The organism is Amycolatopsis minnesotensis (genome assembly GCF_039529815.1).
Taxonomy (GTDB): domain Bacteria; phylum Actinomycetota; class Actinomycetes; order Mycobacteriales; family Pseudonocardiaceae; genus Amycolatopsis; species Amycolatopsis minnesotensis.
The window spans coordinates 56,349-68,966 of the sequence record NZ_BAAANN010000005.1 but is presented as its reverse complement, the minus strand read 5'-3'; the positions used below and the strand labels follow the sequence as shown (position 1 = coordinate 68,966).

Below are 12,618 nucleotides of genomic sequence, written 5' to 3'. Positions count from 1 at the left end.
ACTACATTGATTTTCGTAGATGATAACGTTGTTAACAGTTGGAGAGTTGTCATGACGAGTACGGCTCCGGTGCGGCCGGGCGCCAAGATCACCGAGCTCTCGATGGTGGTTCGCCAGTTGCGCTGGGAGGCCGCGGGCGTGGTCTCGGTCGAGCTGTGCGCACCCGACGGCGGCGAACTGCCACCGTGGCGGCCTGGTGCGCACATCGAGCTGGTGCTGCCCACCGGGATCGCGCGGCAGTATTCGCTGTGCGGGACACCGGAAGACCGGTCCTGCTTCCGGATCGGCGTCCTGCGGGAACGGGCGAGCCGGGGCGGTTCGGAATACGTGCACGCGTTCCTGCGGCCGGGGCAGCCGGTGCGCGTGCGCGGACCGCGGGACAACTTCCAGTTCGGCCCGGCCGAGGCGTACCTGTTCGTCGCGGGCGGGATCGGGATCACACCGATCCTGCCGATGGTGCGGCAGGCCGCCGCCGAAGGAGTGCCGTGGCAGCTCCTGTACGGCGGGCGCGGGGCGGCCTCGATGGCCTTCCTCGACGAACTGCGCCACTACCGGGATCAGGTTCGGCTCTACCCCAAGGACCAGGGCGGCCGGATTCCGCTCGGCGACTGGTTCGACCGGCCACGGCCGGGTACGGCGGTTTACGCGTGCGGACCGGAATCACTGCTGACCGCCGTCGAGGAGGCCGCCGCGCACTGGGGGCCCGGCACCGTGCACGGCGAACGGTTCAAGGCGCGCGCGAAACCGGTTCTGCCCAACGCCGAGATCGAAGTGGTGTGCGCCCGATCCGAGCGGACCGTGACCGTGCCCGCCGAGCGCAGTGTGCTGAGCGCGCTCGAAGACGGAGGGTTGCCAGTGGCGGGCTCTTGTCGTGAGGGGATTTGCGGTACGTGCGAAGTCCGCGTGCTCGATGGCGTCCCCGAGCATCGCGACGACATTCTCTCCGAGGACGACCGCGCCGCGGGCGACCGCATGTTCCCGTGCGTCTCGCGGGCGTGCGGTGGCCGGCTCGTGCTCGACGTCTGATCGTTACGGGACAAGGAGAATCGACATGAGTACCGAAACTGTTCCCGCCAGGACGGCCGCCGACGAGTACCGGCCCGTCGACCTGGCGCGGGTGCGGGAGATCATCGGCTTTCCGTCGCCGTTCATCGCCGAGAAGAAGCAGTCCTTCATCGGCGAGTTCGTGGCCAGGTTCATCGCGCACAGCACGTTCTTCTGCGTGGCCACCACCGACGAGTCGGGACGGCTGGACAACAGTCCCAAGGGTGATCCGCCCGGATCGGTGCGGATACTGGACCCGTGGACGCTGGCCGTTCCGGATCGGCCTGGCAACAAGCTCGCCGACACCTTCGAGAACATCAGCCGCAATCCCGCCGTCGGGCTGGTGTTCTTCGTGCCGGGTGTGCGGGAGGCGGTGCGGGTCAACGGGGACGCGTTCCTCTCCGACGACCCCGAGCTGCTGGCCATGCTGGGAGCGGAGGGGAAACCTGCGGTGCTCGCTACCGTGGTGCGGGTGCGGGAGGTGTTTTCCCAGTGCGGGAAGGCGGTTGTCCGGGCGAAACTGTGGGAAGGGGATCGGCGGGGGCTGGCTGAGGCGATGACGTTGGGGGGCGAGACGGCGGCGATGATCGTGGCTGAGAGTGCGGGGAAGATGGCTTCCAGTTTCGGGGGGATGGTGGGGGAGTTGGGGGATCGTCTGGAGCACGAGTATCGGTATGGGTTGTATTGAGGTGGGTCCTCTTCGGGGTGCGGTAGTTCCCCACGGACCGGACACGGTGGTCGGCTTTCGTTCGTAGGGCTTCGGTGGTGGCGGGGAGAAGGGCGGCGCTCGCTGTCGCGTTGAGCTCGTACTTGCCTTGCACGCTGGAGGCGGGCTCATTGACGAGTATTCGGCCTCGCGGGTGTTTGATGCGACCGCGTGTTCGTCTGAGGTGCTGGCTCGTGAGGTGGATTCGTTGCTGGTGGGGCGGTTTGAAGTGCGGAACGCCTCGGCGTTGCGGCGGGTGGTGAACCCGATCATCATGCACCTTGACCCGGCCAGCCCGGTTCACCGACCTCGACCACGCAACAGCCTGGTCCGACGGCGGCGGCACCGGCAAAGCCAGCCTCCGGCCGATGTGCCGCCGCCAGGACCTGCTGCGCAACGAAACCGGGTGGACGTTCGCCACCGGCCACAATGGACAGATCGTGGTCACCACACCCAGCGGGCACAACTACACCGAGGAAGGTCCTATCGCGCGAGCAGGCCGAGGAGGCGTTCCACGGGGAGGGCGGGGGAGTGGTGGCCGTTGCGGCCGGTCATCGGTTCCGCGGCGACCAGCGCGTTCAGGACGGCCTCTTCCACGGATTGCACGACGGCTTCGAAGAGGTCGTCCAGGCGGCTCCACGGGATGAAGCGGAGCTGCTCGTATCCTGGTTCGCCGTCGGGGAAGCCGATGGTGAGCGCGCCGGGGTTTCCGGTGGAGAAGGCCAGGAAGATGTCGCCGGAGAAGTGCGAGCCGGTGGTGCCGGTGCGGGCAAGGCCCAGCGGGACCCGGCGGGCCAGTGCGGAGCACTGCAGGGGCAGCAGTGGGGCGTCGGTGGCGATGGTGACGATCACCGAGCCCGCTGACGGTGGGGTTCGCCAGTCGGTGTTCTCCATCGGGTTGTCGTCGGCCAGCGCTTCGCCGACGGGGACGCCGCAGACGGTGAGTTCCTTGCGGGAGCCGAAGTTGGCTTGGACGAAGGCGCCGACGGTGTACTCGTCGGTGCCGTAGCGGACCAGCCTGGAGGAGGTGCCGCTGCCGCCCTTGAAGGCGTAGCAGTTCATTCCGGTGCCGCCGCCCACCGATCCTTCGGCGATCGGGCCGCCGTGTGCGGCTTCGATGGCCGCGACGGCGTGGGTCGGCTGGACGTGCGGGCCGTTGATGTCGTTGAGGTAGCCGTCCCAGGTTTCGGCGACCACGGGGAGCAGCCATTGTTCCGCGATCGACGGGCTCGCGGCGGTGGCCCAGTCGATCACGCCGCGGTGGCAGGGGCCGACGGCGTGGGTGTTGGTGATCAGCACCGGCAGCCGCAGGGAGCCGGTTTCGCTCAACCAGGCGGTGCCGGTCATCTCGCCGTTGCCGTTGAGGGAGGACCAGCCCGCGGCGCACGGGACCTCGAAGCCCGCGCGGCCGCGGGGCAGGATCGCGGTGACCCCGGTGCGGACGGCGTCGCCTTCGATCAGCGTCGTGTAGCCGACTTCCACACCGGGTACGTCGGTGATGGCATTGCCGGGGCCGGTGCGGCCGGACAGGGGCAGGCCCAGTTCACGTGCGCGGGTCATCCGCCGGTAACTCCTTCCGTGGTGCCTGGAACCGCTTCCAGGTCGACACCGGTCGCGTCCGAGGCGGCGGCCAGCAGCAGCCGTTCGGCCTGCCGCCGGTCGAGGGTCGGCACGGCCTGGGTGAGGTGCAGGCCCATGCCGTCTTCGAGCATCACGAAGGTGCGGGCGAGGGTGGTGGCGTCCCTGGTCAGGGTGAACACCCCGGTCGCGGCACCCGCTTCGAGGACCGAGGCGTACAGCGCGACCTGCCGTTCGCACAGCCGGATGTGCTCGGCGGCGTAGGCGGGGTCGCGGCGCGCGTAGGCACCGAGTTCGTAGAGCAGGACGCAGAGTTCGTCATCGCGTCCGGTGGGCAGGCCGGCGCGGATCATCCCGAGCAGGCGCCGCCGCGGATCGGGCTCGCGCCGGGCGGCCTCCTCGCGGTCGACGCAGAACCGTTCGACGGCGTCGCGCTGCACTTCGCGCAGCAGGTCGGCGAGCGCGGGGAAGTAGTAGAGCACCGAACCCGTCGACATCCCCGCGCGCTCGGCGACGTCGCGGAGGCGGAGGTCGACGACCCCGCGCTGGAACACCACGTCACGGGCGGCGGCGACGAGGTCCGCGCGCTTCTCCCGCGCCCTGCTGGGTCTGGCCATGCTTCGGATTCTCTACACAACGATCAGAAAACGCAACCAGATCAGTCCGTTACCCCCAAAGGTATTGACGTAGGACACAGTTGGTTCTTTGATGTGCAGTCAAATAATCCTCAACGCTGAGGAGGCGCAACCATGGTCGATCGCAAGCCGGCCCAGCCCACGCCGCTACCGGGCGCGGACGACGGGCACCCCCGCCTGAACCGGGGCCTCAAGCTCGTCGGGACCCTGTTCATCACGCTCTCCGCCATCACCCCCGCGTCCTCGGTGTTCATCGTCGCGCCGGGCGTGATCACGCAGGCGGGTACCGGCGCGTTCCTCGCGTTCGTGATCGCCGCCGTCGTGGGCGTCTTCATGGCCTTCGTCTACGCCGAGCTCGGTTCGGCCTACCCGCTCAGCGGGGGCGAGTACGCGATCGTGGCCCGCACCTCGGGCAGGCTGCCCGGTTTCGTGGTGCTCGGCCTGTTCCTGGTCAGCCAGTTGCTGATCATCGCGGTGATCGCGCTGGGGGTAGGCACCTACCTGTCCGTGCTGCTGCCCGGCCTGCACGCGCCGACGGTCGCCGCCGTCACGGTGGTCGTCGCGACGGTGCTCGCCGTCTTCGACATCAAGCTCAACGCCTGGGTCACCGGGATCTTCCTGGCGATCGAGCTGATCGCGCTGGCCGTGGTGAGCGCGCTGGGACTGGTCAACCCGCAGCGGTCGCTGGCCGATCTGGTGGTGCACCCGGTCACCGCGGGGGCGGGCGGCACGGTCGCCGCGGCTTCGTTCGGGGTGGTCGCGGGCGCCAGCGCGGTCGCGTTGTTCGCCTACAACGGCTATGGCGCGGCGGTGTACCTCGGCGAGGAAACCCATGACGCGCACCGCAGCGTGGCCAAGACCGTGCTGTGGGCGCTCGGCATCACCGTGCTGGCGGAACTGGTTCCGGTGACGGCCGTGCTGCTGGGCTCGCCGTCGCTGCCCGACCTGTTCGGCGCGTCGAACATGATGGAGCACTTCATCACCGACCGCGCGGGATCGACGGTCAACGACATCGTCAGCCTCGCCGTCGCCGTCGCGATCTTCAACGCGGTGCTCGCGATCATCCTGGTGACCGCGCGGATGATCTTCAGCACCGGCCGCGACACCACCTGGCCCGCACCGATCAGCAAGGCGGTTTCCGCGATCCACCCGCGCTTCGGCAGCCCGTGGATCGCGACGCTGGTGACCGGGGCGATCGGCACCGCGTTCTGCTTCGCCGACGAACAGGTCCTGCTCGTCGTCACCTCCACGACGCTCATCGCGATCTACGCGGTGCTCTGCGTTTCCGTGCTGTTGGGCCGTCGCAACGGTTCGACCGCGCACGCCGCCTACCGGATGCCGCTGTTCCCGGTGGCCCCGCTCCTCGCGATCGCGGCGATCGCTTACGTGGCCTACCAGAACTTCACCGATCCCGAGGTCGGACGGCCCAGCCTCGCGATCACCGCCGGGATCGCGGTGCTCTTCGCCGCCTACTACCTGTTCGTCCTCCGGCGCCGCGGTTCGTGGGAACTGCGCGGGGCGGCGGATGAGTCCTGAGTGGACGGACGCCGCACGGCGGGCGGGCTTTCGCTATCGGGTTTCCGGTCTGTGCCCGGTGCGGCGTCGGCGGGAAGTGGTGAGCGGTGGTCGGCGCGCAGGCCGTCGAGGGAGATGTGCAGCAGCCGGTGCCACCTCTGCGGGTGGTGCTCGTCGGTGACCTGGACGGCGTGGCCCAGTGAGACCAGCAGGAGCAGCAGGTCGTCGGTGGTCACGCCGGGACGCAGCAGGTCCGTGGCGCGGGCGCACAGCTCCTCGATGACGAGGCGGAGCTGCCGGATGCCGTCCAGATCGGGGGACGAGCAGGCGAGCGCGAAGTTCTCCATGATCGCGCGGTGGCGGGCGTAGCCGGTGAGGGCCTGCTGGTAGAAGCCGGTCAGCGCCGCCCAGGGGTCCTCGGCGCCGATCGCCTCCCGGCGCGCGGATTCCGCCCAGCCCGTGAACTCCTGGCGCAGGACCTCGTGGACGAGGTCTTCCTTCTTCGGGAAGTGCCGGTACAGGGTGCCCATGCCCACTCCGCTGCGGCGGGCGATCTCGCGCACGTCCACCGCGGTGCCCTGCTCGGCCAGCACGGCCGTGGCGGCCTCGACGATCGCTTCCCGGTTGCGGATCGCGTCCACGCGCGGCGCGCGGCGCCGGGTGGGGCTTTCCGGTTCAGCCACTGCCATGCGGCCGAGCGTACTCCTTATCCGGAGCACTTGCTCCGCCCTGTGCTACTTTGCGGAGCAAGTGCTCCGTATAGCGAAAGGGGATGTCATGTCCGACCCGTCCGCAACCGAGACCCTCGACGGCGCAGGCTGGAACGAGCGGATCATCGCCGAGTTCAGGGCGAACGCCGGATACGTGCGTTGGAGCAGCGAAGAGGAGTTCGCCGCGGGGCGTCCCGTCCCGCCCCGGATGCCCGGGTTCGACGAGCGAGGAATGTCGCTGATCCTGGTGCACCACATCGGGGCCACGACCGGGCGCGAGCGGATCAGCCCGTTGTTCTTCCAGCCGGTCGGTGACGGCTGGGCGATCTTCGGGACCCATGGTGGCAGTCCGCGGCATCCGGCCTGGTATCACAACCTCATGGCGAATCCGCGGGCCGCGGTCGAGGCGGGTGCGGAAAGAGTGCCGGTCGTTGCTCGGCTCGCGCAGGGCGCCGAGCGCGAGCGGCTCTGGGCGAACGAGGTAGCGATCGTCCCGAAGTTCGCCGAGTTCGAGGCGGCCGCCGGCAGGCAGGTCCCCGTCGTCGTGCTGGAGCGCGTCCAAGGGGAAGCCCCGTGACTTCGCACTGGGCGGTCACCATCCCGGGTCCGCGTCCGTGTCTCCGGGGTAAGACCGGACGCCGGAGGTGTGGCGCGCGACCACCCATACCGCCTATCTCGTGATCACCGGACTGACGGCCGCGGCGAACCTCGCCGCGGCCGTCGTCGACTTCGCCCGCGCGCTGGCCATTGCCGCGCTCGTCCTGCGTCTCGCGTACTGAGAGCGACGGTACGACTGCGTACTGCGGCGTAACTCACAGCTTCGTCACTGTCCGCGTTGCCGTACTGACGGTATCTTTAGTTAGTACAAGCATCTAAGCGATCGTCTCACCGCGGGGACCGCCGACGTCCCCGGCGCGCGAGTGCGCAGTTGTGATTTACGGAGGGCTGATCAATGGCTACTGGTTCGCGTCCTGAATATGGCGAAAAGACCGTGGCGGGCGAGATTCCCGAAAATCGCGAGCAACGCCGCGTCGACGAATTGGCCGAACGCGACGCGCAGATTCGGGCGGCGAAACCACTCGCCTCGGTCAAAGCGGTGGTGGAAGCGCAGAACGGCGGGCTGGCGCGGATGGTGGCGACGGTCATGGATGCCTACGCCGACCGTCCCGCGCTGGGGGAACGGGTGCGGGAGCCGGTGGTGGATCCCGCCACGGGACGTACTTCCCTCCGGCTGGCGCCGGAGTTCGGCACCATCACCTACCGCGAGCTGTGGGCGCGGGCCGGCGCCGTCGCCGGTACCTGGCACCACGATCCGGGATATGCGCTCGAAGCGGGCGAATTCGTCGGGATACTGGGATTCACGAGTGTCGACTACCTCACCCTCGACCTCGCCTGCGTGCACCTCGGCGCGGTTTCCGTGCCGCTGCAGTCCAGCGCTTCGGCGGGGCAGCTGAAACCGATCGTCGCCGAAACCGAGCCCCGGATTCTCGCCTCGAGCGTGGAACTGCTCGACACCGCGGTGGAAATCGCGTTGGTGAGCACGTCGCTGCGACGGCTGGTCGTCTTCGACCACCACGACGAGGTCGACGACGAGCGCGAAAAGGTCGAATCGGCGCGGCGGCGGCTCGCGGAAGCAGGCTCGTCCGTGGCCGTCGATTCGCTGGCTGACGTGGTCGAGCGAGGCAGGGCGTTGCCGCAGGCGCCGTTGTTCGCCCCCGCCGAGGACGAGGACCCGCTGACCCTGCTGATCTACACCTCGGGCAGCACCGGCACGCCCAAGGGCGCCATGTACACCGAGCGGCTGGTCCGCAAGGTGTGGGGCGGGCTGTGGCCCGGTATTTCCGAAATGCCGGTCATCGGGTTCAACTACATGCCGATGAGCCATCTCGCCGGGCGCCTTTCGCTGCTGAACGGCCTCACCCGCGGCGGCACCGGGTACTTCGCCGCGACCAGTGACCTGTCCACGTTCTTCGACGACATCGCGCTCATCCGGCCGACGGAGCTGAGCCTGGTGCCGAGGGTGTGCGACATGCTCTTCCAGCGGTACGCCGGTGAGCTGGACCGCAGGGGGGCCGCGGCCGGCGCGGAGGTGAAAGCGGACCTGCGGAACGAGTTCCTCGGTGGCCGCGTCGTGCGGGCGACCTGCGGCACCGCACCGCTTTCCGCCGAGATGACCGCCTTCGTGGAGTCCTGTTTGGACGTCGAGCTGCACGACGGCTACGGCTCGACGGAGGCGGGCGGCGTCGTGCTCGACACGCACGTGGTGCGGCCGCCGGTGCTCGACTACAAGCTGGTCGACGTCCCGGAGCTGGGCTACTTCCGCACCGACTCGCCGCATCCGCGGGGCGAGCTGCTGGTGAAGACCGAGAACATCATTCCCGGCTACTACCGGCGCCCCGAGGTCACCGCCGAGATCTTCGACTCAGACGGCTATTACCGGACCGGCGACATCATGGCCGAGATCGGGACGGACCGGCTCGTCTACGTCGATCGCCGCAAGAACGTGCTGAAGCTTTCGCAGGGCGAATTCGTGGCCGTCTCGCACCTGGAAGCCGTGTTCGCCGCCAGCCCGGTGATCCGGCAGATCTTCGTCTACGGCAGCAGCGAGCGCTCGTTCCTGCTCGCGGTGGTCGTGCCGACCCCGGAAGCGATCGAGCGCGCGGGCGGCGACGAAGACGCGCTCAAGCGGTCGGTCGGCGAGTCGGTGCAGCGGATCGCGAAGGACGCCGAGCTGAACTCGTACGAGATCCCGCGCGACTTCCTGCTCGAGACCAATCCGTTCACCACCGAGGACGGCCTGCTTTCGGACGCGAAGAAGCTGCTGCGGCCGCGGCTCAAGGACCGCTACGGTGAGCGGCTCGAAAGCCTGTACCAGGAACTGGCCGCGGGGCAGGCCGACGAACTGCGCGCGCTCCGGCGAGCCGGTCGTGACCGCCCGGTGCTGGAAACGGTCGGCAGGGCCGCCCGCGCGGTGCTGGGCTGCTCGACGGCGGATCTCGGCCCGGGGGTGCATTTCACCGAACTCGGCGGCGATTCCCTGTCCGCGCTCTCGTTTTCGAACCTGCTGCGGGAGATCTTCGAGGTCGACGTCCCGGTGGGCGTGCTGATCAGCCCCGCCAACGATCTGCGGCGGGTGGCGGAGCACATCGCGGCGGCACGCGATTCGGGCGCGGCGCGGCCGACGTTCGCCTCGGTGCACGGCGAAGGCGCCACGGAGGTGACCGCGGGCGACCTCACGCTGGACAAGTTCATCGACGCCGGGACGCTCGCCGCGGCCAAGGCGATCCCGCACGCGAGCGGCGAAGCGCGCACCGTGCTGCTGACCGGCGCGAACGGCTACCTCGGCCGCTTCCTGTGCCTCGAATGGCTGGAACGGCTGGCGCCGGTCGGCGGCAAGGTGATCTGCGTGGTGCGGGGGAGCGACGCCGTCGCGGCGCGGAAACGGCTCGACGAGGTCTTCGACTCCGGCGACGCGGAACTGTCCCGGCATTTCCGGAGCCTCGCCGAAAACGGGCTGGAGGTGCTCGCCGGCGATATCGGTGAGCCGAACCTCGGCCTCGACGAGCGGATCTGGGACCGGCTGGCCGCCGAGGTCGACCTGATCGTGCACCCGGCCGCGCTGGTCAACCACGTGCTGCCCTACGACCAGCTCTTCGGCCCCAACGTCGTCGGGACGGCCGAGCTGGTCCGGCTGGCGATCACCGGACGGGTCAAGCCGTTCACCTACCTGTCGACGGTCGCCGTCGGCAGCGGGCAGGGTTCGCCGTCGTCGCTCGACGAGGACGCCGACATCCGCTCCGCCAGCCCGGCGCGGCGGATCGACGAGAGCTACGCGAACGGCTACGCGACGAGCAAGTGGGCCGGCGAAGTCCTGCTCAGGGAGGCGCACGACCTGTGCGGGCTGCCCGTCGCGGCGTTCCGGTCCGACATGATCCTGGCGCACAGCCGGTACGCGGGTCAGCTGAACGTGCCGGACATGTTCACGCGCCTACTGCTGAGCCTCGTCGCCACCGGGATCGCGCCGCGGTCGTTCTACCGCACCGACGAGCACGGCGAGCGGCTGCGCGCGCACTACGACGGGCTGCCTGCCGATTTCACCGCCGCGGCCGTCGCCACCCTCGGCGAGTCCACAGTGGACGGATATCGGACGTTCAACGTGCTGAACCCGCACGACGACGGCGTTTCGCTCGACGTGTTCGTGGACTGGCTGACCGAGGCGGGACACCCGATCCAGCGGATCGACGACTACGACGACTGGTTCGCCCGCTTCGAGACGGCGATCAGGGCGCTGCCGGAACGCCAGCGGCGGCATTCGCTGCTGCCCCTGCTGCACGCCTTCCGCCAGCCGGACGAGCCGGTCCGCGGGTCCGTCATCCCCGCCGAGCGGTTCCGGGCCGCGACGCGGGACGCCGGGATCGGGCCGGACAAGGACATCCCGCACCTCTCGGCGCGGCTCATCGGCAAGTACGTGGACGATTTGCGCGGGCTCGGCCTGCTCTGACCGGGTGACCCGGCGGCGGTGCGACGGGCCGCACCCCTTGTCCGCGGCCGTGGTTCCACGGCCGCGAACCTGCACCAGTCACGGCATATTCGCTGCGGGAGGTGCGCCACCTGAGCTGATCGCCGTCCGTCCACATCGGCCGGTCTTTTCGACCGGCCGATGTGGACAGTGGGAATCAGCCGGTTGCCAGTGCCTTCAGCCGGTCGATCGAGCCGTTGAAGCTGTCCTGGTCGATCGGCGAGGAGCTGTACTGCCAGAAGGTGTAGAAGCCCCACTTGAACGGCAGCGCGCCGGGTGCGGAGGCGTAGCGCGCGACCCACAGCGGGTTGGTCGAGCTGAAGTCGCCCTTGTTGCCGGTGCACTGGGTCCACCAGCTCGTCGCCGTGTAGATCACCGGCCAGCGGCTGGTCCGCTTGTGGTACTGATCGCTGAACGCCTTGATCCACGACACCATCGCGGCCTGGCTCAGCCCGTAGCAGGCGTTGTTCGGGCCCCACTCGATGTCGAGCGTGCCGGGCAGCGTCTTGCCGTCCTTCGACCAGCCGCCGCCGTGCGCGACGAAGTAGTCGGCCTGCGCGGCGCCGCCGGAGACGTCGGGGCGCCCGTAGTGGTAGGAGCCGCGGATCATCCCGACGTTGTAGGAACCGTTGTACTGCTGGGTGAAGTACGGGTTGCGGTACCCGGTGCCTTCGGTCGCCTTCACGTAGGCGAAGCGCTTCCCGGCGTTCCAGTACGACTGCCAGTTGACGTTGCCCTGGTAGCCGCTCACGTCGATACCGGCGACGCTCGCCGCGATGGCGGGATCGGCAGCGGGCGTGATGCCCGCGGTTGAGGCCTGGCTGATGCCGTCGTGCTTCGCGATCGCCGCGCCCATGGCATGGTTGTCCTCGGACGGCTGCTCGGCCGACGGCTGCGCTGGTGCCGGCGCGGCGGTCGCGGTCGCGGTGGTCGTGGCGAGCAGGCAGGCGGAAACCGCCGCCACAGCGCACGCGAGGCGGCGCCCTGGATTCCCGGTTCTCATCGTTGGTCCTTTCGAATGCCCTCGACTGACGCGCGGCGCGGATGCAGGGAGCGTCGCGCGGGATGATTCTGTTACAGCGGGGCATCGGGTGTCACTGGACCAAGTGGCCGAATTTCCGGAAAAGACTCCTATTTGCCAATTGCTCACCCGGCGCTTTCCTGCCGGTCACCGGCGGGGACGAAGGTGCGGCACCCGGGATCGAGGACCGGCAGCGGTAGGGCCCACCCGGCCACCACCCGGCCGCGCGGCCACCACCCGGCCGTCGCGGCCGGTTCACCGCGCGTCCGGGCTGACCTTTCCGAACACCGACGAACCGGGAGCCGCCGGATCGTCGCCTGCCCAGAACTCCGCCCAGTGCTGTGCGAACTCCGCTTGCGAAATGCTGCCGTCGCCGTCGAGGTCGAGCAGCGCGAAGATCTCGCCGGTGTCGGTGCGCCCCGTCCACGCCTCGATCATGCGCTGGTATTCGGGCTCCGAAATGCGCCCGTCGCCGTTTTCGTCGACCGCTTCGAACATGGCGTCCGCGGTGTTGGTGACCGCTTCGATCGTCTTCGGCAACCGGTCCACCACGATGAGCACCTCGTCGAGGGTCACCTTGTCGTCGCGGTCCAGATCCGACGACGCCAGCAGGATCGCCCACCAGCCGATCATGATCGACCGCAGCCGCTCGTGGCCCGGCGTGTCCTGTTCCCCGCCGCGGATGCCGGTCCACCTGGCCGCCAGCGCCTCGAAGTCCGACTCGTCGAGAAAACCGTCGTGATCGGCGTCCAACGCCGAAAAGACCGTGCTGATCTTGCGTCTCTGGAACTCGCTCGCCATCTTCCGCCCCTCGTGTCCGTTTCGATCTCGTCCAGGTGGACGAGATCCCACGGTGGTCGACCGCACCGGGTGCGGCAATTGGCCATTCG

At 69.1% G+C, this 12,618-nt stretch carries 10 protein-coding genes; 5 read left to right on the top strand and 5 right to left on the bottom strand.

Annotation, left to right across the window (positions count from 1 at the left end; all coding sequences use genetic code 11):
* Nucleotides 1–51 precede the first annotated feature (51 nt).
* Entirely contained in the window at nt 52–1,026 is a 975-nt protein-coding gene (locus tag ABD256_RS07650) for a PDR/VanB family oxidoreductase (protein ID WP_344415014.1), read from the top strand.
* Between the two features lie 25 nt (nt 1,027–1,051).
* The gene (locus tag ABD256_RS07645; protein ID WP_344415012.1) at nt 1,052–1,732 is read left to right on the top strand and encodes an MSMEG_1061 family FMN-dependent PPOX-type flavoprotein; all 681 of its coding nucleotides are present in this window, start codon (nt 1,052–1,054) and stop codon (nt 1,730–1,732) included.
* Nucleotides 1,733–2,233: 501 nt separating this feature from the next.
* Here the strand turns inward: ABD256_RS07645 and ABD256_RS07640 are convergent.
* Complete coding sequence (locus tag ABD256_RS07640) at nt 2,234–3,310, bottom strand: DmpA family aminopeptidase (RefSeq protein WP_344415010.1); 1,077 nt, start codon at nt 3,308–3,310, stop codon at nt 2,234–2,236.
* Nucleotides 3,307–3,945, bottom strand: a complete 639-nt coding sequence (locus ABD256_RS07635; protein WP_344415008.1) for a TetR/AcrR family transcriptional regulator — start codon at nt 3,943–3,945, stop codon at nt 3,307–3,309. Before ABD256_RS07635 ends, ABD256_RS07640 begins: the two co-directional genes overlap by 4 nt.
* 132 nt (nt 3,946–4,077) lie before the next feature.
* Here ABD256_RS07635 and ABD256_RS07630 point away from each other — a divergent pair, with 132 nt between their 5' ends.
* Entirely contained in the window at nt 4,078–5,499 is a 1,422-nt protein-coding gene (locus ABD256_RS07630; RefSeq protein ID WP_344415006.1) for an APC family permease, read from the top strand.
* Here the strand turns inward: ABD256_RS07630 and ABD256_RS07625 are convergent.
* Nucleotides 5,436–6,167 carry a TetR/AcrR family transcriptional regulator gene (locus ABD256_RS07625; protein ID WP_344415004.1) on the bottom strand — a complete coding sequence of 244 codons (732 nt, stop codon included), beginning with the start codon at nt 6,165–6,167 and terminating at the stop codon, nt 5,436–5,438. The genes ABD256_RS07630 and ABD256_RS07625 overlap by 64 nt on opposite strands.
* Nucleotides 6,168–6,255: 88 nt before the next feature.
* Here ABD256_RS07625 and ABD256_RS07620 point away from each other — a divergent pair, with 88 nt between their 5' ends.
* Together ABD256_RS07620 and car are read left to right on the top strand one after the other, a co-directional pair.
* On the top strand, nt 6,256–6,765 hold the full coding sequence (locus ABD256_RS07620) for a nitroreductase/quinone reductase family protein (RefSeq protein WP_344415002.1): 510 nt from the start codon (nt 6,256–6,258) through the stop codon (nt 6,763–6,765).
* 414 nt (nt 6,766–7,179) lie between these two features.
* Nucleotides 7,180–10,689 carry a carboxylic acid reductase gene (gene car / locus ABD256_RS07615; RefSeq protein WP_344415000.1) on the top strand — a complete coding sequence of 1,170 codons (3,510 nt, stop codon included), beginning with the start codon at nt 7,180–7,182 and terminating at the stop codon, nt 10,687–10,689.
* 175 nt (nt 10,690–10,864) lie between these two features.
* On the opposite strand, the gene ABD256_RS07610 is transcribed toward car, so the two are convergent.
* Entirely contained in the window at nt 10,865–11,710 is an 846-nt protein-coding gene (locus tag ABD256_RS07610; protein ID WP_344414998.1) for a lysozyme, read from the bottom strand.
* Between the two features lie 273 nt (nt 11,711–11,983).
* The gene (locus tag ABD256_RS07605) at nt 11,984–12,529 is read right to left on the bottom strand and encodes an EF-hand domain-containing protein (RefSeq protein ID WP_344414996.1); all 546 of its coding nucleotides are present in this window, start codon (nt 12,527–12,529) and stop codon (nt 11,984–11,986) included.
* Nucleotides 12,530–12,618 lie beyond the last annotated feature (89 nt).

Excerpts from the sequence above, each read along its gene's own strand:
- ABD256_RS07620 (WP_344415002.1), top strand. The coding sequence starts at position 6,256 with ATGTCCGACCCGTCCGCAACCGAGACCCTCGACGGCGCAGGCTGGAAC.
- ABD256_RS07630 (WP_344415006.1), top strand. The coding sequence starts at position 4,078 with ATGGTCGATCGCAAGCCGGCCCAGCCCACGCCGCTACCGGGCGCGGAC.
- ABD256_RS07650 (WP_344415014.1), top strand. The coding sequence starts at position 52 with ATGACGAGTACGGCTCCGGTGCGGCCGGGCGCCAAGATCACCGAGCTC.
- ABD256_RS07645 (WP_344415012.1), top strand. The coding sequence starts at position 1,052 with ATGAGTACCGAAACTGTTCCCGCCAGGACGGCCGCCGACGAGTACCGG.
- ABD256_RS07625 (WP_344415004.1), bottom strand. The coding sequence starts at position 6,167 with ATGGCAGTGGCTGAACCGGAAAGCCCCACCCGGCGCCGCGCGCCGCGC.
- ABD256_RS07605 (WP_344414996.1), bottom strand. The coding sequence starts at position 12,529 with ATGGCGAGCGAGTTCCAGAGACGCAAGATCAGCACGGTCTTTTCGGCG.
- ABD256_RS07640 (WP_344415010.1), bottom strand. The coding sequence starts at position 3,310 with ATGACCCGCGCACGTGAACTGGGCCTGCCCCTGTCCGGCCGCACCGGC.
- ABD256_RS07635 (WP_344415008.1), bottom strand. The coding sequence starts at position 3,945 with ATGGCCAGACCCAGCAGGGCGCGGGAGAAGCGCGCGGACCTCGTCGCC.
- ABD256_RS07610 (WP_344414998.1), bottom strand. The coding sequence starts at position 11,710 with ATGAGAACCGGGAATCCAGGGCGCCGCCTCGCGTGCGCTGTGGCGGCG.